The organism is Pseudomonas sp. 1L-B-1-E-C1, assembly GCF_057291835.1.
Map to the genome: position 1 here is coordinate 530,205 of NZ_JBXAWN010000001.1, position 26,681 is coordinate 556,885.

The following is a 26,681-nucleotide window of genomic DNA, read 5'->3' on the forward strand; positions in this document are numbered from 1 at the left end:
ACTCAGAATTGATAAAGCAGTTTCTGCGGGCGAGGTAGCACCATGTCAGATTTCAATATTCTGGATCCTTTCCAGAGCATCAATATTCCTTTCGGTTCGTGGGTCGAAACCGCGCTCAAATACTTGGTCGGTAACTTTCGCGAAGTATTCCGCTCGATTCGCTGGCCGGTCGACCAGGTTCTCGACGGCGTGCAGTGGAGCCTGCTGTCGGTGCCGCCCACGGTGTTCATCATCATTGCCGGGCTGATCAGTTGGCAGATCGGCGGCAAACGCATCGCCCTTTTCAGCGTCGCCACGCTCACCGGCCTTGGCCTGATCGGCGTGTGGAATGACGCCATGGTCACTCTGGCTCTGGTGCTGACCTCGCTGTTGTTCTGCGCGGTCATCGGCATCCCGCTGGGCATCCTCTGCGCGCGCAGTGATCGCACGGAAATGATCATCCGCCCGGTACTCGACGCCATGCAGACGCTGCCGGCGTTCGTCTATCTGGTGCCGGTGGTCATGCTCTTCGGCATCGGCAACGTCCCCGGGGTGATCGTCACCATCATCTTCTCGGTCGCGCCACTGGTGCGGTTGACCAACCTCGGTATTCGCCAGGTGCCCGCCGACAAAGTCGAAGCGGCGAGGGCCTTCGGCTGCACGGCCACGCAAATGCTGCTGAAAGTGCAATTGCCACTGGCGGCGCCAACGATGATGGCCGGGCTCAACCAGACGCTGATGTTGTCGCTGTCGATGGTGGTGGTCGCCTCGATGATTTCGGTGGGCGGTCTTGGCTTGATGGTGTTGAGCGGCATCGGTCGCCTCGACATGGGCCTGGCCAGTGTCGGCGGCGCCGGGCTGGTGTTGCTGGCGGTGTTCCTCGATCGATTGACCCAGGCCATGGGTGAACGCAGCAGCGATCTGGCCACCGGTCAGCGCTGGTATGAGAGCGGCCCGGTGGGGCTGCTGATGAAACTGAAGAAAAAGAAGACCGTTGCACGTCCCGTGACCAATTGAGTTTGCCTGCTCACCCATAAACACTTTCAAGCGTGGTGAAACATGAAACTGACAACCCTCAAGAAAAGCCTGATGGCTTCGCTGTTCGCTACATTGCTGTGCTCAGCGGTTCACGCAGCAGATGCCAACAAACCGGGCGCCGGTGTGTCGATCACGCCGATTTTCCCGAGCATCGCCGAAGAGCGTTTTCGCGGTGAGGTGGTGCTCGCCGGACTCAAGGAATTGGGCTACGACGTCAAAGCGCCGAAAGAAGTCGACTACCCGGCGATGTTCCTTGCGCTGTCCTACGGCGATGCGGATTTCACCGTGCATGAATGGGAAAACCTGCATCAGGCGTTTTATGAAAAGGCCGGCGGCGACGATGTGATGGTAAAAGTCGGGCAGGTCATGAAAGGTGTGCTACAGGGCTACATGATCGACAAGAAGACCGCTGACGCCTACCAGATCAAGGACCTCGCCGATCTGAAGAAACCGGAGATCGCCAAACTGTTCGACAGCAACGGCGATGGCAAGGCCGACCTGACCGGCTGCAACCCGGGCTGGGGCTGCGAAATCATGATCGAGCATCATATGAAAGCCTATGGTCTCGGCCCGACCGTGGTGGATAACCGCGGCTCGTATTTCGCCTTGATGGCCGACACCATCGCGCGCTATCAGCAGGGTAAACCGGTGTTGTTCTTTACCTGGGTGCCGCAGTGGATTGCCGGCGTGCTGGTGGAAGGGCGCGATGTGGTCTGGCTGCCAGTGCCGTTCACTTCGTTGCCGGATGGCAAGGAAAGCAAGGACACCTTCCATGACGGCAAGAACCTCGGGTTCCCGGTGGACACGATCAATGCCGTGATGAACAAGGAGTTCGCCGAGAAGAACCCGGTGGCGCGCAAATTCCTCTCCGAAGTCAGCATCCCTCCCAGCGCGGAAAGCGAGCAGAACCTGCGCATGCAGAAGGGTGAAAAATCCCTCGCCGACATCAAGCGCCACGCCGCGGAATGGATCAAGGCCAATCAGCAGGCTTATGACGGTTGGTTGAGCGACGCACGCGCGGCGGCGAAGTAATCGGTTCGAGCGCACTTGGCGGCGGCTCAGCCTGTCGCCCACGTTGCGGTCGCAGGTGTCAGTGAACGGCGAGTGAGTGAGCGAAGATGGAAACCTTTCAGAGTCCGTTGAAGCAGCAAAACATCGGCTTTCGCCAGTCCGCATCGGTCTCCGGAGAAGCGCGCGCGGTGCGAGTGGCGTTCGTATTGCTCGACCATTTCTCCCTGACGACCCTGTCCACGGCAATGGATGCGTTGGCCACTGGCAACCTGATTTGCGGCGAAACGCAGTACAGGATCTCGACCTGGTCGCTTCAGGGCGGACCGGTGGAAAGCGATGTCGGCGTACCGGTGTCGTCGCAACGACTGGTTGCAGAAGGCTTCAACCATGACGCGGTGATCGTGATCGGCGGTCAGCGCGTCAGGCTGGCAGCGCATCCGCTGCTGCGCCGGGTACTGAAGAAAACCGCCGGCAAGGGCATCGTTGCCGGATGCTGGAATGCGGCGTTTCATCTGGCTGATGCGGGGTTGCTCAGCGCCGAGGCGTTCGCCTGTCACAGCGACAGTTGCGGTCTGATCGGCGAGTACTTCCCGCAGTTGAAAGCGTCCAGCCGTGAGTTCATCTTCGCTCAGCGCCGAGCCACTTGCGCCAACGCTCACTCGGCTCTGGATATGACTCTGGCGATCATGCAGGAACTGGGTTCGCGCAACGATGCGACGCTGGTGGAGGAAATCAGACGGGTTCATCAGCCGGTACAGGGCAAGCCTGCGCTGACTGCCGACAGAGTCCGACCCGCAGCGATTCCCAAGCCGCTGAACATCGCCATCGACCTGATGGAAAACAACATCGAGGAGCCGATGGAAATCGATGCCATCGCCAGCCACGTAGGGGTGTCGCGCCGGCAACTGGAGCGGCGGTTCGCGCGCTATCTGAATGCCGCGCCCAATCGCTATTACCTGGAATTGCGCCTGACCCGGGCGCGGCAACTGATTGTGCAAAGTGATCGCTCGATGACCGATGTGGCACTGGCGACCGGATTTGTCAGTTATCCGCACTTCTACAAGCGCTTCAAGGATCTGTTCGGCTTACCGCCGATGACGTTCAGGGATTACTACTACGCCAGTGACCCCGCCAGCAACGGGCGTTATGCCGTAGCCGCCAACTACTGAATCAACCGCGCGAACTTGCTGTTTGCGCCAGAAATGTTTTTTGAAAGTTCCGGATCAACGCCACTGCGTGCGTTCGCTTTGTGCCGCGTGCGTTTTGCAACTTCAACGATTAACGGTTCAACACTATGAAAGTCAGTTCATTACCCGCCGATGATGACAGTTGTGGCTGGTTTCATCTGAGCAAACCGCGCAGCCCCGAGCCAGCGCACCGTGGGCAGCGTTCGGCGCGGTGGGTGATCATCGGCGCCGGCTTCACCGGACTCGCCTGCGCGCGGCAACTGGCGTTGAATTTTCCCGACGACGAAGTGGTACTGGTCGAAGCGCAGGAAGTTGGATTGGGCCCCTCGGGACGCAATGCCGGTTTTGCCATTGATCTGCCGCACGATATTGGCGCCGATGATTACATCGGTGACATCGCGCTGGCCCGGACCAGTCTGAAACTCAATCTGGCCGGCCAATCGATCCTCCGCGATCTGGTCGATCAATACCGCATCGACTGCCAGATGAAGGCGTGCGGCAAATATCAGGCGGCCGTGGAGAATCGCGGTATCGCCGTGCTCGATGCTTATCGCCGCGGCCTGGAAAAACTCGATCAGCCATTTCAGATGATCGACGCCGATGAGTTGCCGGAACATCTCGGTACGCATTTCTATCGCAAGGCGTTGTTCACGCCAGGCGCGGTGTTGCTGCAGCCATCCGGGCTGGTCAAAGGCCTGGCCGATAATCTGCCGGCCAATGTCACGCTGTATGAGCGCACGCCGATTCTGGAAGTGGAGTACGGCACGAAGACTGTGCTCAGACATGCCCACGGCAGCATCACGGCCGACAAACTGATTCTGGCGAACAACTCGTTCGGTATGCGGTTTGGTTTCCTGCAGGGACGCATGTTGCCGATCTACACCTACGCCAGCATCACCCGGCCGTTGACCGATGAAGAGCAGGCGCGCCTGGGCGGCAAACCGTTCTGGGGCGCCATTCCGGCTGACCCGTTCGGCACCACGGTGCGGCGCACGCCGGACAATCGCTTGCTGATCCGCAACAGCTTCACCTTCAACCCCGACGGCCGCAGCAACCGCAAATACAACGAGCGTTTCGTGCGTCGGCACAAAGCCTCGTTCGACCAGCGTTTCCCGATGCTGCCCGACGTCACGTTCGACTACACCTGGGGCGGCGCGCTGGCGATGTCGCGCAATCACAACGGCTTCTTCGGTGAGCTGGCGCCCAACGTCTACGGTGCGCTGGGCTGCAACGGCCTCGGCGTCACCCGCGGCACCGTCACCGGCAAGTTGCTCGCCGACTGGCTGGCCGGGCAGCGCGACGGGCTGATCGATTTCCTCTTGCAGACACCCGGCCCCAACAGCAACCCGCCCGAACCGTTCCTCTCGCTCGGGGTGAACATGAACCTCAAGTGGGGGCAGTACCGCGCCGGCAGAGAAAGCTGAATTACCTGAAGCCCGAAATCCTGAATATTGACCTGGAGAAAACGCGATGAACTTTGATGGAATCTTTACCCCGGCCATTACCCCGTTGTCCGCCGATGGCCAGATCGACTATGCGGCGTTCTCCGAGGTGATCGAATACCTGATCGAGTCCGGGGTGCACGGCATCGTGATCGGCGGGTCGACCGGCGAGTATTACGCGCACACCGCAGAAGAGCGGGTCGCTGTGGCCCGGCGCGCAAAAGAGGTGATTCGCGGGCGCCTGCCACTGGTGGTCGGTACCGGCGGCATCCGTACCGAGGATTCGGTGTACTTCGCCGAGCAGGCCAAGGCATTGCAAGCAGACGCGATCCTGGTCGGCTCACCGCCCTATGCCTTGCCGACCCAGAAGGAGATCGCCGCCCACGTCCTCGCCGTGGACAAGGCCGCCGGTCTGCCGATCATGCTTTACAACTATCCGTCGCGGATGGGCGTCGCGATGGGCGATGAATTCTTCGCTGCCATTGCCGATTGCAAAAACATCGCCGCGATCAAGGAAAGCTCGGGCGAAACCAGCCGCCTGCATCGTCTGGCTCACTCGCACCCCGATATCCAAATGTCCTGCGGCTGGGATGATCAGGCGCTGGAGTTCTTCGCCTGGGGCGCGCGCAGCTGGGTCTGCGCCGGTTCCAACTTCATCCCGCGTGAACACATTGCGCTGTACGAAGCCTGTGTTCTGGAGAAGAACTTCGACAAGGGCCGGCGGATCATGTCGGCGATGTTGCCGCTGATGGACGTCCTCGAAAGTGGCAAGTTCGTGCAGTCGATCAAGCATGGCAGCGAACTCAGCGGCCTGCGTGCCGGCGGTGTTCGCGCGCCGCTGCAAGCGCTGGAACCTGCCGAGAAAGCGCAACTTAAAATCGTGATTGAAACCCTGCAGAAGAACGTCGCACGCATTGTCGAGGAGGCTTGAAATGGCAGACCTGCTGAGTAAAGAGCAATACCGTGAACTGGCGGCGCAGCTGGAGTTTCGCCATCAGGCTTTTATCGATGGTCGCTTTACCCCGGCAAAATCCGGCAAGACCTTCACCACGAGCAATCCGGCCACCGAACAGGTGCTGAGCGAGATTGCCGCCTGTGATGCCGAAGATATCGATCAGGCCGTTGCAGCCGCGAAAGCAGCGTTCGATGACGGCCGCTGGCATTCACTCGCACCCTCGGCGCGCAAGTCGGTGTTGCTGCGCTTTGCCCAATTGCTCGAGGACAACGCCCATGAGCTGGCGGTGCTGGAAAGCCTCGACAGCGGCAAGCCGATCCGTGAATGCCAGACCATCGACGTGCCGGAGACCATCCATACCTTGCGCTGGCACGCCGAGCTGATCGACAAGATCTACGACGCCACGGCGCCAGTCGGTTCCGGCGCGGTGACCATGGTCGTGCGCGAGCCGATCGGCGTGGTCGGTCTGGTGCTGCCGTGGAATTTCCCGCTGCTGATGCTCGCCTGGAAAATCGGCCCGTCGCTGGCCGCAGGCTGTTCGATCGTGGTCAAACCGGCCAAGGAAACCACCCTGAGCACCTTGCGCGTTGCCGAACTGGCGCATCAGGCGGGGATTCCCGCCGGCGTGTTCAACGTCGTGCCCGGCGGCGGTAAAGAGGCGGGCGAGCCGTTGGGTCGCCACCCCGACGTGGCAATGGTCAGCTTCACCGGCTCGACCGATACCGGGCGGCTGTTCCTCAAATACTCCAGCGAATCCAACCTCAAGCGCATCGTGCTGGAGTGCGGCGGCAAGAACCCGGCGGTGGTGATGAATGATGTCGAAGACATCGACGTCGTCGCCCAGCATGTGGTCAATGGCGCGTTCTGGAACATGGGCGAAAACTGCTCGGCCTCGTCGCGGCTGATCGTCCACGCCGACATCAAGGAGGAACTCTTGCAGCGCGTGCAGGCGCACCTCGGCGACTGGAAAATGGGCGATCCGCTTGACCCGGAAAATCGCTTGGGTTCGATGATCAGCAAGGCGCATTTCGACAAGGTGCGCTCGTATCTCGATGTGGCTCGCGACGAAGAGCTCAACGTGCTGGTGGGCGGCCAGACCCGCAACGATATTTTCGTCGAGCCGACCATCGTCGATGGCGTCAGCCGTGACAGTCGCCTGTTCCAGGAAGAGATCTTCGGCCCGGTGCTGAGCGTCACGACCTTTCAGACAATCGATGAAGCCATCGCCCTGGCCAACGACACGGCTTATGGATTGGCCGCTTCGGCGTATACCGGCAACCTGCGCCACGCGCTGAAACTGTCGCGCGGCATTCGCGCCGGGATCGTCACGGTCAATTGCTTCGGCGAGGGGGATGCCTCGACGCCATTCGGCGGGTACAAGGAGTCGGGATTCGGCGGGCGCGACAAGTCGATCTGGGCCCACGACCAATACACTGAACTGAAAACCATCTGGATCGACGCGTCGTAATTGGCGCTGGATCTACACGAGGGCCTGCCAGCGAAAGCTGCGCAGGCCCTTGTGCGTTTGCGCACCTAGGTATGCGATATCAGCAAATCACTGATGATGCAGATCGAGCCATCCTCGGGCGGCGTGGCATCGGTGTAGTCGATCTGGTTGTAGACGCCGCCGTGGAAGTTGAACACCTGCGAGTTCCAGGTTGAGTCGAGCTGCAAATCACCCGAGGTGCCGACAACGCCGTTGTAGTCGACGGTAACTCGGGCCACGCCGGCAGCGTTGGCGCGAAGGGTCACCTTGAACTTCGCGCCCAGCGGCACGCCTTTGAGAACCGTGGTGTTGACCGGGGTCGGCTGGTTGAAGCTCTGGCGGAAGCCCATGGTGATGTTGCCTTTCTGCCAGAACACCTTGATGGCCGGGCTGTCGTCGTTTTTCACATGCATCTGCGAGATAACGACTTTCTGCGCAGAGTTGACCTTGGTCACGGTCATTTCCTGATAGTTGAGGTGGTCAGCGGCGCTGGCCAGCGACCAATAGAAGGACTCTTTCCATTCGCAGCGGGTGCGGTGGGTGCTTTTGCTTGAGGCGCCTTTGGTCGGCGCGGACAGTTGCAGCGAGCCGTCCGGCAGCACCGTGACGATACTGGGGAATTGCGCAATGGCCTCGGCGCCGTTGAGCTCCAGTGCCACGGGGTTGGTTGCCGAGACGGGAACCGGGGTGGAGAGGGTGAGATTGCTGATATTTACGGCCATGGTTTCTACTCCTGACGATAAAAATCATTGGCGCTCCAAGCCTCAGGTCATTCCTGATCCGCACATTTGCTGGCGCGGACTTTCACCACCTCTCGGGCTCAGCAGCATGGCGACGCACGCGGCCGCCGCAAAAACACACAGGGCAACGGTCACGCCAGCAGCCTCCAGCACCGCGCCGAAAATCGGCGTGCCGGCGGTTTGACCGAGGGCCAACAGCAGAAACGGTACGCCCAGTCCCAGGTCCGGGCGATCCGGCAACAGGTTGATGCCTTGCAGCAGATAAACACCTGACGAAACGATATACGCCGCGCCAAACAGGCACATCGCTGCAAGGCCCGATCCGGCTGAAACAGAAGCGGCAGCGAGGCCCAACGTGCCGAGGCCAATGCCGGCCAGCGCCAGATGCTGCATGCGTGCCACGCCAAAGCGGCCCGTGAGCACGCCGGTCATGCAGCCGCTGATTCCCGCAGCGCCCAACACTATCCATGCCCAGGCGATCGACTGATCGCTGAAACCGGCCTGGCTGCGCAGGATGTCGGCACCGAACGTCCAGACAGCCGTGCTCGCCAACCCCATCAGGAAAGCGCTGGCGCACAAGGGCAGCACCCCGGGCCGACGCAGCATGAGCAGAGAAAAACTCTGCGTGGCCTCATGCTGAACCCGGCGCGGTACGGCAAACCACAACCAGACCGTGACGCCGATGCCGATCAGGGCAAACAGCGCATAGAGCTGCCGCCATTGCCCGGCCGCCAATATCGCGGCCAGGCCGGAAAAAACGATACCGACCGCCGTCCCGGCATTGATAAAGCCATTCGCTCGCGGACGATCCGCATCATCCAGACGCGCCGCCACTGCGCTCGCCAGTGGTGGCGAGGTCAGACCCGTGCTCAATCCCGCCAGCGCCACGCCGCAGCCCAACGCCAACCCCGACGAAGCGAAAACCACCAGGCCCATCCCCAGCGTCGCAGCGGCGCCGGCCATCACGGTCAACCCGCGCGGACTGACCTTGCCGTTGCAGACAAACGTCGCAACGATGCCCACACAGTAAGCGGCAAACGCGCTGCCGCCGATCCAGCCGGCAGCGGACACGCTCAGCTCCAGATCCTGACGAATCTGCGGCAGCAACAGGCCATAAGCGAAGCGTGCCAGGCCATAGGACAACGCCGTCAGCGCGAACGCGGCCGCGACCAGATTGAGGCTGCGTCGATCAAGACTCACGGTAAAAGCGGATCGCTGGCGCGGGGGGCGTATAAACAGTCAACGCCGCACTCGCAGGTGCACACCGGGCAGGCGCAATCGGAGGTGGAAGGATCATTAGCCATGAGTGTCCTCGAGGTTGTCTGTTGCTGAAGTCGTTACCGGTTCTGATAACGGACTTGCACCTGCGTTTGATGATTTTCCGCTACACCCGATGGATGGTAGAGCAATGGGCGAGGGCAGCCCTCCATCCAGCGGCTTCAGTGCGCCAGCATGTTGTGGTGGATGCTGCCCATGATCCATAGCGAAAGCCCGACCAGCAGCAGAATGATCACCACCGAAAAGATCAGCGCCCTGAGGTTCCAGCGCTGTTCCTTGGCGGTGTCCAGGTGCAGGAAGTATTTGAGGTGAGCGAAAACCTGCACCACGCCCAGCGCAACCACCACCCACGCGGTGACGCTGCGCGGCAAGGTCGGGTACATGACCAGGCCAAAGGGAATCACCGTCAGGATCACCGAAATGATGAAACCGACCATGTACGAACGACTGGTGCCATGGCTGGTCCCGGCACTGCTATGAATCGGGCTCTGGTTATACATGTCACACCACCCCCAGCAGATAAACCACGGTAAACACACAGATCCACACCACGTCGAGGAAGTGCCAGAACAGGCTCAGGCAACTCAGCCGCGTGGTGTTGGTATTGGTCAGGCCGCGACCGCTGATCTGCGCCATCAATACCGCCATCCACACCAGACCGCTGAGCACGTGCGCGCCGTGGGTGCCGACCAGGGTGAAAAACGCGGTAAGGAAACCGCTGCGATCCGGCCCGTAGCCTTCTTCGATCAGATGATGGAATTCATTGATCTCCATGGCGATGAAGCCGCAACCCAGGACGAAAGTGACGCCGAGCCAGCGCAGCACGTGGGCTTTGTCATTGCGGTTCATCGCCAGCATCGCGTAGCCGTAAGTGATGCTGCTGAGCAGCAGCAACGCGGTTTCGGCGAGGACGTAGGGCAGTTCGAAAATGTCGACGGTCGAAGGCCCGCCAGCCACGCTGTCGCGCGACACGGCATAGCCGGCGAACAGCGTGGCGAAGAGGATGCAGTCGGTCATCAGGTAGATCCAGAAGCCGAAAATGCGCATCGACCCCGCGTCTTCGTGGCCATGTTCATGGCTGTGCGCGATGTCTTTATCCAGAACGATGTTGGACATGTTCAAGCCTCCGCCAGATTTTTGAGACGCGCTTTTTCAATCCGCGCCACTTCCTGTGCCGGGACGAAATAGTCGATGTCTTCGTCGTAGCTGCGCACCACCATCGCCACCACTGACGCGACCAGACCGAAGATCGCCAGCCACCAGATATGCCAGACCAGGGCGAAGCTGCAGATCAGCGCGAACACACTGATCACCAAGCCAGCGGAGGTATTGCGCGGCATATGAATCGCGCGATAGTCGGTGTGGCTGAGGGTGCTGACGCCACGCTCCTTCATGCCCCAGTAGGCGTCGAGGTCGTTGACTTTCGGTTGCTCGGCGAAGTTGTAGAACGGCGGCGGCGAGGCCGTGGCCCATTCCAGCGTGCGGCCATCCCAAGGGTCGCCGGTAAGGTCGCGGTACTTGGCACGGTTGCGGATGCTCACGTAGAGCTGCATCAACTGTGTCGCCACGCCGCAGAGAATAATGCCGACGCCGACCAGCTCCAGCAGCAACCACGGTTGCCACGCCGGGTTGTCGAAATGGTTGAGGCGGCGGGTCATGCCCATGAAACCGAGCACGTAGGACGGCATGAACGCGAAGTAGAAACCGACCAGCCAGCACCAGAACGAGATGCGCCCGAGGCGGTCGTTGAGGCGAAAGCCAAAGGCTTTCGGGAACCAGTAGGTCAGCCCGGCCATGTAGCCGAACACCGCGCCACCGATGATCACGTTATGGAAGTGGGCGATCAGGAACAGGCTGTTGTGCAGCAGGAAGTCGGCACCGGGCACCGCCAGCAGCACGCCGGTCATGCCGCCGATACTGAACGTGACGATAAAGCCCAGCGTCCACAGCATCGGTGTTTCGAAGCGCACGCGGCCGCGATACATGGTGAACAGCCAGGTGAAGATTTTCACCCCGGTCGGCACCGCAATGATCATCGTCATGATGCCGAAGAACGCATTGACGTTGGCCCCGGCGCCCATGGTGAAGAAGTGGTGCAGCCAGACGACGAACGAGAGGATGGTAATCGAGATGGTCGCCCACACCAGCGAGACATAACCAAACAGCCGCTTGCTGCTGAAGGTCGCGGCGATCTCCGAGAAGATCCCGAACGCCGGCAGGATCAGGATGTACACCTCCGGATGGCCCCATGCCCAGATCAGGTTGACGTACATCATCGGGTTGCCGCCGGCCTCGTTGGTAAAGAAATGCATGCCCAGGTAACGATCGAGGGTCAGCATCAGTAGGGTCGCGGTGAGAATCGGGAACGCGGCGAGAATCAGGATCGAGGTGCACAGCGCGTTCCAGGTGAACACCGGCATCTTGAACAGGGTCATGCCCTCGGTACGCATCTTCAGGATGGTCACGAAGAAGTTGACCCCGGTAAGCAACGTCCCTATGCCGGATATCTGTAATGACCAGATGTAGTAATCCACCCCGACGCCGGGGCTGTAGCCAAGTTCGGACAGGGGCGGGTAGGCGACCCAACCGGTGCGGGCGAATTCACCGACGCCGAGGGAGATATTCACCAGCGCCGCACCCACCACGAACAGCCAGAAGCTCAGCGCATTGAGGAACGGATAGGCCACATCACGTGCGCCGATCTGCAGCGGCACGACGATGTTCATCAGGCCGACCACGAACGGCATGGCCATGAAGAAAATCATGATCACGCCGTGGGCGGTGAAGATCTGGTCGTAGTGTTCCGGCGGCAGATAGCCCGGCCCGCCACTGGAGGCCATGGCCTGCTGGGTGCGCATCATGATCGCGTCGGAGAAACCACGCAGGAGCATCACCAGCGCGACGATGATGTACATGCAGCCGATTTTCTTGTGATCGACCGAGGTGAACCACTCGCGCCAGATGTAACCCCACTTGCGTTTCCAGGTGATGGTGCCGACCAGCGCGAAACCCATCAGGCCGACGATGGCCAGGGTGTACATGACGATGGGTTCGTCGAAGGGCACCGCGTCCCAAGAAAGTTTTCCGAACATGATTTAACGCTCCTCGGCCAGCAGACTCGGTTGTTGATTGACGCGTGCGTCGTCGCTGTTGCGTTGCACCTGGGTGTCCTTTTTGCGCGGTGCCTTGTTCATGCCTTCGTACTTGTCGACGATGTCGAGAAACAGTCGCTCCTGCACAGCCGAGTAATAAGTGATCTTGTGTGCCACTGAGGGCTTGGCCAATTCTGCGTAGCTGGTTTGATCCAGCTGGCGAGGAGCTGATTTGACTTTGTTGACCCAGGCTTCGTAGTCCGCGCCGCTGAGTGCCAGGGTGCTGAAGTGCATGTCGGAGAAACCGTGGCCGTTATAGTTGGCGGCGATACCGCGATACTGGCCGATTTCATTGGCGATCAAATGCAACCTGGTCTGCATGCCGGCCATGGCATAGATCTGCCCGCCGAGGGCTGGAATAAAGAACGAAGTCATCGCCGCGTCGGAGGTGACGGTAAAGCTCACCGGCGTGTTCACCGGGATCGCCAGTTCATTGACCGAGGCGATGCCGAGGTCGGGATAGATGAACAGCCATTTCCAGTCGGTCGCCACCACTTGCACTTTTACCGTTGGCACGTCCGAATCCAGCGGTTGATACGGGTCCAGTGCATGGGTGGTTTCCCAGGTCACCCAGCCCAGCACGCAGATGATCAGAAACGGCACGCCCCAGACCACGGCTTCGATTTTGTGCGAACTGGCCCAGCGCGGCGAATAGCGTGCTTTCTTGTTGGTGGCGCGATAGCGGTAAGCGAAGAGGAAGGTCATGACGATGACAGGGATGACCACCAGCAGCATCAGACCGGTGGCGAGGATGATCAGGTCGCGCTCATCACGGGCGACATCACCCTTGGGGTTGAACACCACCAGATTGCAACCGGCGAGCAGAGCGCTGCCAGCGAGATAGACCAGGCAATGGCTGATGATTCGCTTCATACATCCCCCTGTTGTATATCGATCCCTGTTTGTTCGGGCAACACTTGGCCAAGGACAGAAATCACTGTTTCTGAACCGGCTTATCACCTTCGGCTGAATAACGAGTTGTACTTGTGCTCGCCTGGGCCTCGAACTTTTTGAATAGGCATTCGGGCGATGGTTTTACAGAATGTTTCACAAGCTGACGAACGGTTGAACGAGCGAAACGGCGAGGGATTACGGGCGGGCTATGCTGAAAATGCCTTTTCGACAAACCGCGATTCGTGATGTGAGAGGGCGCATTTGAAGAGATCAAGTTCAGGAGTACGCCATGTTCAGACGCGGTGAGATCTTCGAAAAATGGCAGGCCAGGGAAAGGCCTGAGAAATGTCATACGGAAGAAGTCGAAAACGGTTGCCACATCGAAGTCAGGGCGCGGGAGGCTGATGACGGCGACGTGGAAATGTTCATCAGCGTCTACACCGCGACCGGCGAATGCGCCTACGAGCGCATCAGAAAATTGCCCGGCGTCGAGTGGGAAGTCGAAGACGCGCTCAAGCGCGGTATCGACCAGGCAGAACGAATTGCCGGCGGCGAGTCCGGACGATTGACCTGTGCCGACGCGCACGGTCACGACAATGAATGACCGTGCGCAACGTTCAATTGGCCTGGCGCACGTCAACCAGCCCGCGCTGATTGCATTGCCAGCGCCAGGCATCGGCGAGCATGCACGGCAGTGAGCGGCTCGCCTGCCAGCCCAATTCTTCGAGGGCTTTTTGCGGGTCCGCCCAGCAGCGTGCGATGTCGCCCGGACGCCGCGCTTCAATACGCAACGGGATCTTGATGCCAGTGACCTGTTCGAAAGCGCTGACCACCTCGAGCACCGAATAGCCGCGCCCGGTACCGAGGTTCCAGATGCTCATGCCATGGCGATCGCGCAGGGCATCGAGTGCGCACACATGCCCGAGCGCGAGGTCGACCACGTGCAGATAATCGCGAATGCCGGTGCCGTCCGGAGTCGGGTAATCGTTGCCGAACACTGACAGCTGCGCCCGCTGGCCACTGGCAACTTCCAGCAGATAGGGCAGCAGGTTGTTCGGCGTGCTGGTGGGCGCCTCGCCGAGCAGGCCGGAAGGGTGCGCACCGATCGGATTGAAATAGCGCAGCAGGCCGATCGACCAGCGCGGATCGGAGCTGGCGACACTCTTCATGATGTTTTCCGACATCAGTTTCGACATGCCGTAGGGATTGGTCGGCTGACCTGTGGCGCAGTTTTCGTTGATCGGCAGGGTGGCGCAGTCGCCGTAAACAGTGGCCGATGAACTGAACAACAGGTGGAACACCTTGGCCTGAGCCATGGCCTGGCACAAGGTCAGGCTGCCGCCGACATTGGTGTCGAAATAGCGCAGGGGTTCACGCACGCTTTCACCGACGGCTTTCAACCCGGCGCAGTGCACCACGGCATCGATCGGGTAATCGCGGAAAAGGTTATCGAGCAGTCGTCGATTGCGCACATCACCCTGAATGAACTCCGGCCGTTTTCCGGCCAGGGTACTGATGCGCTCGATCGCCGCGCGCTGGCTGTTGCACAAGTTGTCGAGAATCAACACGTCCTCGCCGTTGCCCAGCCATTGCAGTGCGACGTGCGCACCAATGTATCCCGCACCACCGGTAATCAAGATCATGCGCCCGCCCTCACAAGTGCTGCCATCGGCCGATGGCTTTGTGCATGGTTTCGAGGCGCCTGTGCGGCGGCAAAAACCATGTTGTCCTGGACGGTAGGGGATGGATAGTCCGGCGAGTTCAACTTCGTTTGCCGGCCGGTATGTGCAGTTCATCGGCTGCGCTCAAGGTTGGGCTGAACGACGTGTGAAGGCCGCTATTCCAACCTTCAAGAGCCTTACGGCCTCATCGAGAAATGCCCTGCACTTGCAGTGCCGACAAGTGAGACGGCCCGGTGGCTCGGCACTGTGTCGACTTGTTTTCCCCGATGAGGAATTTTCGCCATGAACCTTGCAGAACAACCCGAGGCGCTCGCACTGGCGAGTGCGCAGAATGCTCTCGAAACATCCCTCCAGGTGCGGCCCACGCTGGTGTGCCTCTCGCATCTGCGCTGGGGCTTTGTCTATCAGCGGCCGCAGCACGTGATGTCGCGACTGGCGAAACACTACGACGTGGTGTTTTTCGAAGAGCCGGTATTTATAGAAGACGCCACGCCCAGACTCGAACTGTCGAATCCGGCCGCAGGGATAGAAGTCGCGGTGCCGCAGTTGCCGATCGGCATGAGTGGCGAGGCGATTGCTCAGGCGCAGAGGCAATTGCTCGATGAGCACCTCGCCGGCCACGTTCAGGGCGATCTGCTGCTGTGGTACCTCACGCCGATGAGTCTGCTGTTTACCGAGCACCTCGACGCGCGGGTCACCGTCTATGACTGCATGGATGAACTGTCCGCCTTCATGGGCGCGCCCGCGCAATTGCTAGACATGGAACGGCAACTGCTGGCCCGGGCCGACGTGGTGTTTACCGGCGGCGTCAGTCTGTGGGAGGTCAAGCAGCGCCAGCACGGCAATGCCTATCCGGTGCCGAGCAGCGTCGACATCGCCCATTTCGCCGCGGCGCGGCAGGCATTGCCGGAACCGCCGGATCAGGCCGCGATAGCGCGGCCGCGTCTGGGCTTCTTCGGTGTGATCGACGAACGCTTCGATATCGAACTGATCGAGCGCGTCGCGACGATGCGCCCCGACTGGCAGATCGTGCTGATCGGGCCGGTGGTGAAGATCGACCCGCAAACCCTGCCGCAACGGCCGAACATTCATTATCTTGGTGGCAAGCAATACGCCGAGCTGCCGGACTACCTCGCTGGCTGGGACGTGGCGCTGATGCCGTTCGCCCTCAATGGGTCCACGCGCTACATCAGCCCGACCAAAACCCCGGAATATCTGGCCGGTGGCTGCCCGGTGGTGTCGACGCCGATTCACGACGTGGTCAGCGGCTACGGCGAGAGCGGCGCGGTGTTCATTGCCGCCACTGGCGAGGCTTTTGTCGAGGCGATCGAAAAAGCTTTGCCACTCAAAGGCACCATCGAATTTCTGCAGTGCGCCGATGCCGCCATCGCCGGCATGTCGTGGGACAGCACCAGTCGCTTCATGCAGGAGCAGATCGAATGCCTACGATAAGCCTTGAGGCGGCAAAGTCCTGCCAGTCCTACGACTACCTGATCGTCGGCGCCGGGTTCGCCGGCAGTGTCATCGCCGAGCGTCTGGCCGAAGGATTGGGTCATCGGGTATTGCTGATCGACCGGCGCCCGCACATCGCCGGCAATGCCTACGATCACTACGACGCCGCCGGTGTGCTGGTGCATCGTTATGGCCCGCACATCTTTCACACCAACGCGCAGCGCATCGTCGACTACCTGTCGCGCTTCACTGAATGGCGACCTTACGAGCATCGAGTCCTCGCCCAGGTCGACGGCCAGCTGGTGCCGATCCCGATCAATCTGACCACCCTGAACACGCTGTACGGATTGTCGATGTCCTCCGAGGAAGCCGAGGTGTTCCTTGCCGAACGCGCCGAACCGGTGGCGTCGATTCGCACCTCTGAAGACGTGGTGGTCAATCAGATCGGCCGTGAACTCTACGAGAAATTCTTCCGCGGCTACACGCGCAAGCAATGGGGGCTGGATCCCTCGCAGCTGGACAAATCGGTGACCTCGCGCATTCCGACGCGGACCAGCGAAGACGACCGCTATTTCGGCGACACCTTCCAGATCATGCCCACGGGCGGCTACACGCAAATGTTCGAACGCATGCTCGATCACCCGAACATCGATCTGTTGCTCAGTACGGATTTCAAGGCTGTGCGCGACGAGGTGAAGTACGAGCATCTGATCTACTGCGGTCCGATCGACGAATACTTCGATTTCCAGTTGGGCCGCTTGCCGTACCGGTCCTTGCGCTTCGAGCACCAAACCCTCGAGCAGGAGCACTATCAGCCGGTAGCGGTGGTGAATTATCCGCACCCGGACGTGCCGTACACCCGCATCACTGAATACAAACACCTGACCGGCCAGACGCACCCGTGCACCAGCATTACTTTCGAATACCCGTGTGACGACGGCGACCCGTATTACCCGGTGCCGCGCGCGGAAAACGCTGAGCTGTACAAACGTTATCGCGCACTCGCCGAGCAGGTTCCGAACGTCACTTTTCTCGGGCGACTGGGCACCTACAAGTACTACAACATGGACCAGGTGGTGGGGCAGGCGCTGGCTCTGTATCGGGATATTCAGGCGGCGAACGCACCCACTACTGCTGCAACCGAGACCGATGCTTCATGACCGCGCAGCCGAAAGGCGACGAACCCGAGCCCGGCGCAGGCGCTCATTCGATCTTCAGCAGCTTCGTCATGGCCGGTTTCGAATGTTCCAGTCAGCGCCGCCAGGATGGTCGACGACTTGACCTGCTGGCCGACACCGGACACGCGCGCTGGGTGGACAAGGATTACCGGCGACTGAGCGGGTTGAACATTCGTTGCGCCCGCGACGGCTTGCGCTGGCACCTGATCGAACGCAGCCCCGGTCGCTATGACTGGAGCAGCTTCGTGCCGATGCTCAAAGCCGCGCAAGCGCAGCAGGTGCAAGTGGTCTGGGATCTGTGCCATTACGGTTATCCGGATGATCTGGATTTCTGGCGCCCGGCATTCGTCGAGCGCTTCGCCCGTTTCGCCGCCGCTGCAGCGAAGGTGATGATGGACGAGGGCGTCAGCGTGCCGTTCTACTCGCCGATCAACGAGATGTCGTTCTGGAGTTGGGCGGGGGGCGAGGTCGCGTACTTCAACCCGACCGCCCGCGGGCGCGCGCAGGAACTCAAGCATCAACTGGTGCGGGCGAGCATCGCTGCGATCGAAGCGATTCGCCAACAGGCGCCCTACGCGCGTTTTGTCCAGTGCGATCCGTTGATCCACGTGATCGCCGGCTCCAGGCGCAGCGACGATATCGAAGCGGCCGAAGCCTATCGGCTGTCGCAATTTCAGGCATGGGATCTGCTCACTGGCCGTGAATGGCCCGGTCTGGGCGGGCAGGAGCATTACCTGGATATCATCGGCGCGAATTTCTATGCGCATAACCAATGGTATTACCACGGCCGGCGCATCCTTCGTGGCGAGCGCGATTTTCGACCGTTGTCGGGCATGCTCAAGGAATTGCACCAGCGTTATCAGCGGCCAATACTGATCGCCGAAACCGGCGCCGAAGATGAAGAACGCCTGCCGTGGCTGGCTTACATCCTTGAGCAGACGCTGCTGGCCCTCGAACGCGGTGTGCCGGTGCAGGGGATTTGCTGGTATCCGTTTCTCGATTATCCGGGTTGGGATAACGGCCGGTATTGCCCCACCGGCGTGTTTGGCTACCCCGATGGCGAGGGCGAGCGCGCGGCCTTTCACCCGCTGCACGTCGAGCTGGCGCAGGTGCCCGAGCGGGTTGCTGCCTGTTTGCGCAGGGTCAATGGCGGGCACATCGAGGGGCGCGGGAGATGAACTTCCAGCAAATGCGCGATGAACCCTTGCCGGCGTCAGCCGCGGCATTCTTATGGCGCTATATCAGAATTCGTCCGGCGCACTTCATCGCCATGGTCGCACTGGTGATGGGCGCGGCGTGCTGTGCGGTGGTGGTGCAATACGGCATGAAACTGCTGGTCGACGCCATGGCCGCCGGGTCGGCGGCGGATCAGGTGTGGCACGCGTTCGGCCTGTTCATGGCGTTGATCGTGATGGAAAACCTGCTGTGGCGCCTCGGCGGCTGGGTCGGCTGCCACACCATCGTCGGCAGTTGCGCCGATCTGCGCGTGGACCTGTTTCATCACCTGACCGGGCACCCGATGCGCTATTTCAAGCGGCACTTCTCCGGTTCGCTGGCCAATCGCGTCTCGGCGATCGGCGCCGCTGCCGACAAGGTCTATGGCGGGCTGACCTGGCGCATCGTGCCGCCGTGCGTGGATTTCATCGGCGCCGTGGCTTTGCTGTTGGCGGTGCACGGGGCGATGGCACTGGCCCTGGTCGGCTGCGTGATCGTGGTCGCCGCGCTGATCACCGTGTTCGGCGTGCGCGGCCGCAGCCGGCACATTGCTTTTGCTTCGCAGTCGGCGCGGGTCGGTGGCGAGATCGTCGATCTGGTGTCCAATGTCTGGACGATCAAGGCGTTCTCCGGGCGGCAACGCGAGCGTCTGCGCCTGGAGCGCGAGATCGGCATCGAAGCCGACTCGCACCGCAGCAGCTGGATGTACATGGAGAAGGCGCGGGTGCTGCACGACATCTGCCTGACCGTGATGGCGGGGGGCATGCTCGGCTGGGCGATCGTGCTCTGGCGAGCGGGGCAGGTCACGGCGGGCGATGTGGTGATGGTCAGCGCGTTGACCTTTCGCATTCTGCACGGGTCGCGCGAACTGGCGCTGGCCCTGGTGGAAACCAGCCAGCAGATGGGCGTCATCAGCGAGACACTGGGCATCGTCGCCCAGCCCCACGAACTCAGCGACACCGCGGAGGAACTGGCGCCGACCCGTGGGCACATCAAGATGCTCGACGTCAGTTACGCCTACCCGGACGGGCGTAAGGTCTTCGAGCATTTTTTCCTGGATATCCCGGCGGGACAAAGCGTCGGCATTGCCGGCACTTCGGGCTCGGGAAAATCGACGTTGCTCGGTTTGCTGCAACGCCTGGATGACGTGCGCAGCGGGGTAATTCTGATCGACGACCGCGACATCCGTTCGGTCAGCCAGGACAGTTTGCGCCGACAGATCGCCGTAGTGCCGCAAGAGCCGACGCTGTTCAATCGCAGCATTCTGGAAAACATCGGCTACGGCCAGCCGTACGCCACCGAGCAGCAGATCATCGCAGCGGCGCACCAGGCGTTTTGCGACGAATTCGTCCAGGCGCTACCACAGGGTTATCACACCCCGGTCGGTGAGCGCGGGGTGACCTTGTCCGGTGGGCAGCGCCAGCGTCTGGGGCTGGCGCGGGCGTTTCTGAAGGATGCACCGATCCTGATTCTCGACGAGGCGACCTCGGCACTGGATTCCGATTCCGAAGCGATCATCCAGCGTGCATTGAGCAACCTGATGCGCGGCCGGACCGTCCTCGCGGTGGCGCACCGGCTCTCGACCATCGCCACTTTCGACCGGGTGCTGGTGCTGGAGGACGGTGAGATAGTGCAGGACGGCACGCCGCAGGAGTTGCGCGAAAGTCAGGGACGGTTCCGCACGCTGTGGCAGATGCAGGCGATGGTGCACAACCGTTGAGCGCGGGCCTATTGCGCTGAGCGGGTCCAGACCCTGACGTAATCGATGCGAAATACCGACGGCAGGTCAGCATCGTCGACCACGCCGAACCAGTCCCACATCGCTTCGCTGTCGAAAACGATTTGCATGGGGAAGTGCCAATAGGTGTTCTTCGCCTCCCGAACCAATACGCCGTCGACGTACCAGCGCAAGGTCTCGGGTTGCCAGTCAAAGCCGTAGACATGAAAGGTATTGGCCAGGCGCCACGGTGCGATCCAGGTGCTGCCGGAACTCAGGTGTTGATCATTCTGCGGTCTGGCCCAGACATGGGCGTTCATGTTGTACCGATAGTCGAACGCTTCATTGCGGGTCTTGCCGCCGATTTCGAAGATATCGATTTCCGTGGCGTTGTCCGGCAGCCCGGTCCACGCCAGCCAGAACGCACTGGAACCGGCGGAATTCATCGGTTTTGCCCGGGCTTCGTAGTAGCCGTACATCCCCCGTTCGTTGGTGCGAACCATCGCCGAACTGTAGTCCTTGTAGCCCAAGGCCACGTATTTTTCCGGGAGGGTCTGCTTGCGGAAGGTGATGTTCAGATTACCGCCGCCGATCTTGGCGTTCTCCGGCAAAAACAGCGCCGGTTTGCGCCCGAGGGAATCAGTGCCGGTGGCGTTGTTGACGTGCCAGCGTTGGCCATCGAGCGCGCTGCCGTTGAATTCATCGGACAGCCGCGTATCGAGCTTCCAGCCACCGGCATTGGCCTGATCCGACAATGGCAGATCGGGGCTAACGTGCGTCGGGGTCGGGCCTAACGGGCCAACCCGGGTCCACGCATCGGCCTGCTGCGGAACCACGACCGCCCATTTTTGCGCCAGGTAGTCGAACACACTACGGCGTTCGTCCTGGTTGCTGAATTGACGGTCATACACCAACACTTCGGCGATGTCGCCGCGGAGGATTTCCGAGGTACCCACCACGTTGCGAGCCACCGCGAACGGACCGATCGGCACGTCACTGGTTTCCAGCAGCGCCAGCGCCGGCTCGTACGCGCTGGTCTGCTGCACGCTGATGCCGAAATTCGGCGCGACGTTGTCGTTGTCCGCCAGTTGCGGGCGGGAGCTGAACAGTCGCTGCCAGGCTTTGCCGCCGGCCTGCTCGGGCAAGCGCCGCGAGACGACGAACACCGTCACCGGGCCTTTGCTGGTGCGGATCGCCTGGCCCATGAACGCCGCCGTGCCGCTGAAACGCACCACGCCATGGCCGTTGAGCGCGTTGTCGACCCGCGTCGGCAAAATCGTCGCCGCGCGATTGTCGACGACAACGTCATTGCCCTTGCCGGACTTGTCCAGCCAGCGCACGACCTGGTTTTGCCCCTCCAGTGTCATCGAGGCCGGATCATTGCCGTCCAGCCACAACACCAGTCCTTCAGTCACTGGTCCTGGAATATTGGCGCTGACGCCAGCGCTCAGCAGAAGCCAGACAAACAGTAAATATCGTGATCTGTTCATGAGTCGTCCCTAACGTGAATTTGCGCCGGTTCAAGTACCCACGGCCAGCAGCGGCGCCGGTTGCGGGCGGTAGCCCCATGGGTTGTTGGTTTGCCAGCGCCAACTGTCGATGAGCATTTGCGTCAGCTCGCGTTGCGCGCGCCAGCCCAGCTCGCGCCCGGCCTTGCTCGCATCGGCGCGGCATTCGGCGACATCACCAGCGCGACGCGGGGCGAAGCGGTACGGAATGCGCAGACCGGTGACGTCTTCGAAGGCGCTGATGATCTGCAACACGCTGTAGCCGGTGCCAGTGCCGAGATTCCATATGTGCAGGCCATGCTCGTCGCCCTGCAAAACCTGCAGTGCCTTGAGATGACCAGCGGCCAGATCCAGCACATGGATGTAATCGCGAATACAGGTGCCGTCGACGGTCGGATAGTCGTTGCCATAAACGGTCAACGCCGCGCGCTGGCCGCTGGCAACCTCGGTCAGGCACGGCAGCAGATTGTTCGGCCGACCGTTGGGGGCCTCGCCGATCAGCCCGCTGTCGTGCGCGCCGATCGGATTGAAATAACGCAGCACAGCGATGTTCCAGCGCGCGTCGGCAAGGGTGAGGTCGCTGAGCAACTCTTCGATCACCAGCTTCGAGCGCCCGTAAGGATTGGCCGGTTTGCCGGTGCCGTGCTCTTCGACAATCGGCATCACAGCTGGCTCGCCATAGACAGTGGCCGAGGAACTGAACACCAGATTGAACACATGGGCACGGGCCATCGCCTGACACAGGTTCAACGTGCCGACCACATTGTTGGCGTAGTAATCCATCGGCCGGCGCACGCTCTGCGCAACGGCTTTGAGCCCGGCGAAATGCAGCACAGCGTCAATCGCGTAGGTGCTGAAAATCTCTTCCAGCAGCGCCGCGTCGCGGATATCGCCTTCGATGAAATCGATGTGCGAATGACTCAACAGCTCGAGCCGTGCGATGGCCTCGCGGTTGCTGTTGCACAGGTTGTCGAGGATCAGGACCGAGCGTCCGGACTCGATCAACTGCAATGCCGTGTGCGAACCGATGTAGCCGGCACCGCCCGTGATCAACGTGGTTTTGCGCATGACGACGTGCTCCATTGTGAGGAAATCCGGCTCAGCGGGCGGTGAACACCAACTTGAATTCTTGCGGCCAGCGCGGGTGCAGCAGGCTGTAGGCCAAGGCGTAGGTCAGCGTGCCGATGGCGATGTCGCCGGCCAGGTGCGCGTAACCGGACAGGCCGGTCTGCCGCGACAGCCACAGCACCACGGCGACCATCACCACAGAGGCAAGCAGGCTGCGATAGCTGGACTGGAAGAAGCTGCGCCAGTCGTAACCGATGGCGGCGTGCAGGCCGCGCACCTGCAATGGCGTGATCAGCAGCATGCGCAGCAGCAATGCCAGCGCCGCCGCCATGCCGCCGTAGCTCGCCCCGAGCAGATACACCAGCGCCAGCGCGAGCAGGGTGGTGGCGACTTCGGCCTTCAGTGTCAGATGTGTGCGATTGACCGCTACCAGCGCAGTGGTCGCATACAGCGCCAGATTGCCCAGCGCCGCCGTGCAGGCGAGCACTTGCAGCAACGGAATCGCGTCGGCCCATTTCGCGCCGAAGATCAGCAGGATGATGTCTTCGGCGGTCAGGGCGATACCGAAGAACAGCGGGGTCAGCACGAAGCCGCTGATCGCCGTTGAATCACCAATCACCCCGATCAATCGCACCGGTTCGGCACTGCGTCGGGCAAACACCGGCAGGGCATAACTCATCAAGCCGTTGTAGATCGCCGAGCGCGGCAGGTCGATGATGCGCATCGCCAGGTTGAACATGCCCACCGCGTGCGCCCCGGCAGTCAGGCCCAGAATCAGGTTGACGCCGCGTTGCAGGGTTTGCGAACTCATGACATTGACGCAGACCGGGAGGCCGGCGCGCAGCAATTCGCCCAGCACCTGGCGGTCGATCAGCAAGGGAATGCGCCGACGCTCGCTGCGCATCAGCACCAGCGTGGAGATGCCGTCCATGATCAGCGCCTGAGCGACCACCGCCCATGGGCCGAAACCCAGCAGCGCCACGGCCACACCGCCAACACCGCCCGCGACTTTGCCGAGCAGGGTGCGCGAGGCCAGCGCCTTGAAATTGCCGCTGCGGCGCATCTGCGCTACATACACCCGGGCCATCAGGGTGAAGAGGATTTTCACCGAGGCCACGGCGGTCATCCAGCGCAGCGCAGTGGAAGGCGTATACAGCACCACCGCCAACGAAATCAGCGCAATCGACAACAGACTGACCAGCACGGCAAACCAGAACACGCTGCTGATGTGTTTGTCTTCCATCCGCTGCAGGCGCACCAGCGGATCTTCGAGCATCGACGAGAACAGAATGCCGACTACTTCGACCACGGCAATGATCAGCGTGCCGATGCCCAGCTCGGTCGGCGTCAGCAAATGCGCGTAGACGACAAAGGTAATCATCGACAGGAAAATCAGGCCGAACTTCTCGGTGAAAATCCATACGAGGGTCATCAGGCGACGGTTGGCCATGGCGCGATCCCCGACATTCAGCGGCTGTTGCCCAGGCTCTTCAAGCAGGCGTAGAGGTAGCGCAGGGTCGGTTTGCCCTGGAAGAAAAACAGCGTCTGCCACGAATGCCCGAGCATCTGCCGGAATACCTCGATGACCCGCCGATGATCGCCGCGCCGGGAAAACGCATTGAGAAATTCCGCGTGGTTGGCGAGGACGAAATAGATCCGCTGCTGCTTGTTCAGCCGTGTGCCGTAGCGCGCCAGGTACAGCTGAATGAAACGCAGCTTGTGCGGGTAATACTTGTGCGGTTGCGCAGTAATGTTGGCGGCGTTGACCGCGCGCCAGTGCAGGATCTGCGGCACGCTGTGGATCTCGCTGATTTCCGCGATGCGCGTCCACAAAAGACGATCCTCGGCGAAGCGCAGGCTCTGATCGAAGCCGCCAATGGCGACGATGATTTCGCGCAGGGCGAGTACGCCGGAGGTGCCGTTGATGATGTTTTCGCGCATGAAGTCGGCAAAGTGATCGCCATGTTTGCAGCGATCCTCCAACTGGCGTTTGCCGTCGCTGAATTCGCTCATCTGAAAGCAATCGATCAGACCGACCTTGCGCCCCTGGTAGGTGAGCTCGGCGTGCAGCGCCAGTTGCTTGTGCAGTTTTTCCGGATGCCAGCGGTCGTCGGCGTCGAGGAAGGCGATAAAGGTTTCTTCGGCGCTGAACACACCGCGATTGCGCGCACTGGCCGGGCCTTGGTTGGGCTGCTGCAACAGCACGATGGGAAAGGGCGCGGCGTACTGCTTGACGATCTCTGGCCCGGCATCGCTGGAGCCGTCATCGACGACAATGACTTTGTCCGGCAGCCGGGTTTGTGCACTCACCGAATCCAGCGTGCGCTGGATGCTGGCGGCGGCGTTGTACAGCGGAATCACCACGCACACGGTGACGGCCGACGGATCATTCAGCATGGGCGTTGCTCCCGGAAAGTGGTGCGCATCGGCCGAGCGCTGGCGACTGGCAGCGGCTGCGTACGGGCGACGAGGTGGTGGCGGAAGGTCAGGCTGAGCACGCAGAAAATCAGGAACTCGCCCGAGCGGTAGTTGGGGATCACATAGGCGACGTAATTGGTGACCACGAACAGGCCGATGATCACCAGCGCACAGGCCTGATAGCGCGCCGACTGATCTGCGGTGATTGCCCGGTAGCGCTTGCTCAGGGTCTGGGCAAACATCAGCAGCAGGGCAATCAACTGGATCACGCCGCCGTTGAGCAGGGTTTCGACGTAGCCACTGTGGGCATTGCCGATGTAGCCCCAGCGGGTAATGAACGCATCGGCATCGGCACTGGCCCAGAACGCGCCGAAGCCGTAGCCCTTGAGAAATTGCGCATCGATCAGCGGCTGCAACAGCTCCCAGATCAACGTGCGGTCAGTGAGCGACGGGTCACGGCCGACCAGTTCCAGCAGCATCGCGTAGTTGGCGTAAAGCACTCCACACAAGAGGAAGAACACCAGCGTCGCTGCGGTGAAGGCCAGCAGTGAGCGGTTGATGCGCAAGCGAATCAGGGTGATGAAGTAGGCGTAACTGGCGGTGCCGGCGACGATCAGCGCAATCGCCGTGGCCGACTGCGCCAGGCCGATGGCGATCAGCGCGAACAGTCCGTAGAGGATTGCCATCGGGTTGCGCTGGCGGATCATCGGCAGCAGCAACAGGATTGCAATCGCGTTCAGGCGTGCGCCAGCGTTCTTTTCCGCGAACACCCCGCGAAAGGCACCGTCGCGGATGCCGCCGGAAATAAAGGCTATGTCCGGGCGAATCACGGCGAAGATCAAGCCGACCAACGCCGCCGCACCGATCACGCAACCGAACAGAAAAGCGATCCGCTCGATGCTGTAGCGCCAGGCAATGAAACCGGCAAAGAACACTACGCTGAGCAGCGCGACGAAACGCTTGAAGCTGAGCATCGGCTCGCTCGACCAACTGATCGACGCCGCCACGCAGCCGAGGAACAACAACAAAAACAGGTTCTGCCGGTAGAAACTCTTGCTGAGGAACACCTTGTGGCGAATGAAGAAAAACAGCGGCACCAGCAAGGTCAGCAAGCCACAGACCTGATTGGCCAGATTGCCTTCCAGATCCTGCTGCGCATCGTCCAGCGTGCTGACATTGCCCAGGCGCAGAAAGAAGCCGATCACTTGCGTATAGAACAGCACGCCAAACAGGGTGAAGGCGTCGGCCAGCGTCGAATAACGCACTTGCAGGCGGTTCATC

At 61.1% G+C, this 26,681-nt stretch carries 23 protein-coding genes; 11 read left to right on the forward strand and 12 right to left on the reverse strand.

Features of this window, described 5'->3' with window-relative positions:
• The first annotated feature begins 42 nt into the window (after positions 1 to 42).
• From proW to AC0Z4S_RS02295, 6 genes are all read left to right on the forward strand, one after another.
• Positions 43 to 996 (forward strand): glycine betaine/L-proline ABC transporter permease ProW, encoded by a 954-nt coding sequence (gene proW / locus AC0Z4S_RS02270; protein WP_485621875.1) that lies wholly within the window; start codon positions 43 to 45, stop codon positions 994 to 996.
• A 42-nt stretch (positions 997 to 1,038) separates the two neighbouring features.
• On the forward strand, positions 1,039 to 2,049 hold the full coding sequence (proX, locus tag AC0Z4S_RS02275) for a glycine betaine/L-proline ABC transporter substrate-binding protein ProX (protein ID WP_042610386.1): 1,011 nt from the start codon (positions 1,039 to 1,041) through the stop codon (positions 2,047 to 2,049).
• Between the two features lie 86 nt (positions 2,050 to 2,135).
• Positions 2,136 to 3,197 (forward strand): GlxA family transcriptional regulator, encoded by a 1,062-nt coding sequence (locus AC0Z4S_RS02280; RefSeq protein ID WP_485621876.1) that lies wholly within the window; start codon positions 2,136 to 2,138, stop codon positions 3,195 to 3,197.
• Positions 3,198 to 3,322: 125 nt separating this feature from the next.
• On the forward strand, positions 3,323 to 4,639 hold the full coding sequence (locus tag AC0Z4S_RS02285; RefSeq protein ID WP_485621877.1) for an NAD(P)/FAD-dependent oxidoreductase: 1,317 nt from the start codon (positions 3,323 to 3,325) through the stop codon (positions 4,637 to 4,639).
• 46 nt (positions 4,640 to 4,685) lie between these two features.
• Complete coding sequence (locus tag AC0Z4S_RS02290) at positions 4,686 to 5,588, forward strand: dihydrodipicolinate synthase family protein (RefSeq protein ID WP_485621878.1); 903 nt, start codon at positions 4,686 to 4,688, stop codon at positions 5,586 to 5,588.
• Between the two features lies 1 nt (position 5,589).
• Positions 5,590 to 7,080, forward strand: coding sequence for an aldehyde dehydrogenase (locus tag AC0Z4S_RS02295; protein WP_485621879.1), 1,491 nt, complete (start codon positions 5,590 to 5,592; stop codon positions 7,078 to 7,080).
• Positions 7,081 to 7,145: 65 nt separating this feature from the next.
• On the opposite strand, the gene AC0Z4S_RS02300 is transcribed toward AC0Z4S_RS02295, so the two are convergent.
• The 6 genes from AC0Z4S_RS02300 to cyoA all read right to left on the reverse strand — a co-directional run bounded on the left by AC0Z4S_RS02300 (position 7,146) and on the right by cyoA (position 13,141).
• Positions 7,146 to 7,820 carry a polysaccharide lyase family 7 protein gene (locus tag AC0Z4S_RS02300; protein WP_485621880.1) on the reverse strand — a complete coding sequence of 225 codons (675 nt, stop codon included), beginning with the start codon at positions 7,818 to 7,820 and terminating at the stop codon, positions 7,146 to 7,148.
• Between the two features lie 42 nt (positions 7,821 to 7,862).
• Positions 7,863 to 9,038, reverse strand: coding sequence for an MFS transporter (locus AC0Z4S_RS02305; RefSeq protein ID WP_485621881.1), 1,176 nt, complete (start codon positions 9,036 to 9,038; stop codon positions 7,863 to 7,865).
• A 239-nt stretch (positions 9,039 to 9,277) separates the two neighbouring features.
• Positions 9,278 to 9,616: a cytochrome o ubiquinol oxidase subunit IV gene (gene cyoD / locus AC0Z4S_RS02310; RefSeq protein ID WP_485621882.1), complete on the reverse strand. Its 339-nt coding sequence runs from the start codon at positions 9,614 to 9,616 to the stop codon at positions 9,278 to 9,280.
• Position 9,617: 1 nt separating this feature from the next.
• Entirely contained in the window at positions 9,618 to 10,232 is a 615-nt protein-coding gene (locus AC0Z4S_RS02315) for a cytochrome o ubiquinol oxidase subunit III (protein WP_485621883.1), read from the reverse strand.
• Between the two features lie 2 nt (positions 10,233 to 10,234).
• Positions 10,235 to 12,208, reverse strand: a complete 1,974-nt coding sequence (gene cyoB, locus AC0Z4S_RS02320; RefSeq protein WP_485621884.1) for a cytochrome o ubiquinol oxidase subunit I — start codon at positions 12,206 to 12,208, stop codon at positions 10,235 to 10,237.
• 3 nt (positions 12,209 to 12,211) lie between these two features.
• Positions 12,212 to 13,141, reverse strand: coding sequence for a ubiquinol oxidase subunit II (gene cyoA / locus AC0Z4S_RS02325; RefSeq protein WP_485621885.1), 930 nt, complete (start codon positions 13,139 to 13,141; stop codon positions 12,212 to 12,214).
• A 310-nt stretch (positions 13,142 to 13,451) separates the two neighbouring features.
• Between cyoA and AC0Z4S_RS02330 the strand changes: the two genes are divergently transcribed.
• Complete coding sequence (locus AC0Z4S_RS02330) at positions 13,452 to 13,766, forward strand: hypothetical protein (protein WP_485621886.1); 315 nt, start codon at positions 13,452 to 13,454, stop codon at positions 13,764 to 13,766.
• A gap of 13 nt (positions 13,767 to 13,779) precedes the next feature.
• On the opposite strand, the gene galE (AC0Z4S_RS02335) is transcribed toward AC0Z4S_RS02330, so the two are convergent.
• Entirely contained in the window at positions 13,780 to 14,805 is a 1,026-nt protein-coding gene (galE, locus tag AC0Z4S_RS02335; RefSeq protein ID WP_485621887.1) for a UDP-glucose 4-epimerase GalE, read from the reverse strand.
• 321 nt (positions 14,806 to 15,126) lie between these two features.
• Between galE (AC0Z4S_RS02335) and AC0Z4S_RS02340 the strand changes: the two genes are divergently transcribed.
• The 4 genes from AC0Z4S_RS02340 to AC0Z4S_RS02355 are packed head-to-tail and all read left to right on the forward strand — an operon-like array spanning position 15,127 to position 20,409.
• The gene (locus AC0Z4S_RS02340) at positions 15,127 to 16,296 is read left to right on the forward strand and encodes a glycosyltransferase family 1 protein (RefSeq protein WP_485621888.1); all 1,170 of its coding nucleotides are present in this window, start codon (positions 15,127 to 15,129) and stop codon (positions 16,294 to 16,296) included.
• Positions 16,284 to 17,456 (forward strand): UDP-galactopyranose mutase, encoded by a 1,173-nt coding sequence (gene glf, locus AC0Z4S_RS02345; protein WP_485621889.1) that lies wholly within the window; start codon positions 16,284 to 16,286, stop codon positions 17,454 to 17,456. The genes AC0Z4S_RS02340 and glf overlap by 13 nt, the downstream gene beginning before the upstream one ends.
• A complete protein-coding gene (locus AC0Z4S_RS02350) occupies positions 17,453 to 18,652 on the forward strand; it encodes a glycoside hydrolase family 1 protein (protein ID WP_485621890.1) in 1,200 nt (399 codons plus the stop codon). Before glf ends, AC0Z4S_RS02350 begins: the two co-directional genes overlap by 4 nt.
• Positions 18,649 to 20,409, forward strand: a complete 1,761-nt coding sequence (locus tag AC0Z4S_RS02355) for an ABC transporter ATP-binding protein (RefSeq protein ID WP_485621891.1) — start codon at positions 18,649 to 18,651, stop codon at positions 20,407 to 20,409. The genes AC0Z4S_RS02350 and AC0Z4S_RS02355 overlap by 4 nt, the downstream gene beginning before the upstream one ends.
• An 8-nt stretch (positions 20,410 to 20,417) precedes the next feature.
• Here AC0Z4S_RS02355 and AC0Z4S_RS02360 read toward each other — a convergent pair whose 3' ends face one another.
• From AC0Z4S_RS02360 to AC0Z4S_RS02380, 5 genes are read right to left on the reverse strand one after another with little or no spacing between them, the layout of a single operon-like run.
• A complete protein-coding gene (locus AC0Z4S_RS02360) occupies positions 20,418 to 21,896 on the reverse strand; it encodes a family 16 glycosylhydrolase (RefSeq protein ID WP_485621892.1) in 1,479 nt (492 codons plus the stop codon).
• A gap of 30 nt (positions 21,897 to 21,926) precedes the next feature.
• Entirely contained in the window at positions 21,927 to 22,982 is a 1,056-nt protein-coding gene (gene galE / locus AC0Z4S_RS02365; protein ID WP_485621893.1) for a UDP-glucose 4-epimerase GalE, read from the reverse strand.
• A 31-nt stretch (positions 22,983 to 23,013) separates the two neighbouring features.
• Entirely contained in the window at positions 23,014 to 24,432 is a 1,419-nt protein-coding gene (locus AC0Z4S_RS02370; RefSeq protein ID WP_485621894.1) for an oligosaccharide flippase family protein, read from the reverse strand.
• A gap of 17 nt (positions 24,433 to 24,449) precedes the next feature.
• A complete protein-coding gene (locus AC0Z4S_RS02375; RefSeq protein ID WP_485621895.1) occupies positions 24,450 to 25,379 on the reverse strand; it encodes a glycosyltransferase family 2 protein in 930 nt (309 codons plus the stop codon).
• Positions 25,373 to 26,680, reverse strand: coding sequence for an O-antigen ligase family protein (locus AC0Z4S_RS02380; protein WP_485621896.1), 1,308 nt, complete (start codon positions 26,678 to 26,680; stop codon positions 25,373 to 25,375). The genes AC0Z4S_RS02375 and AC0Z4S_RS02380 overlap by 7 nt, the downstream gene beginning before the upstream one ends.
• Position 26,681 lies beyond the last annotated feature (1 nt).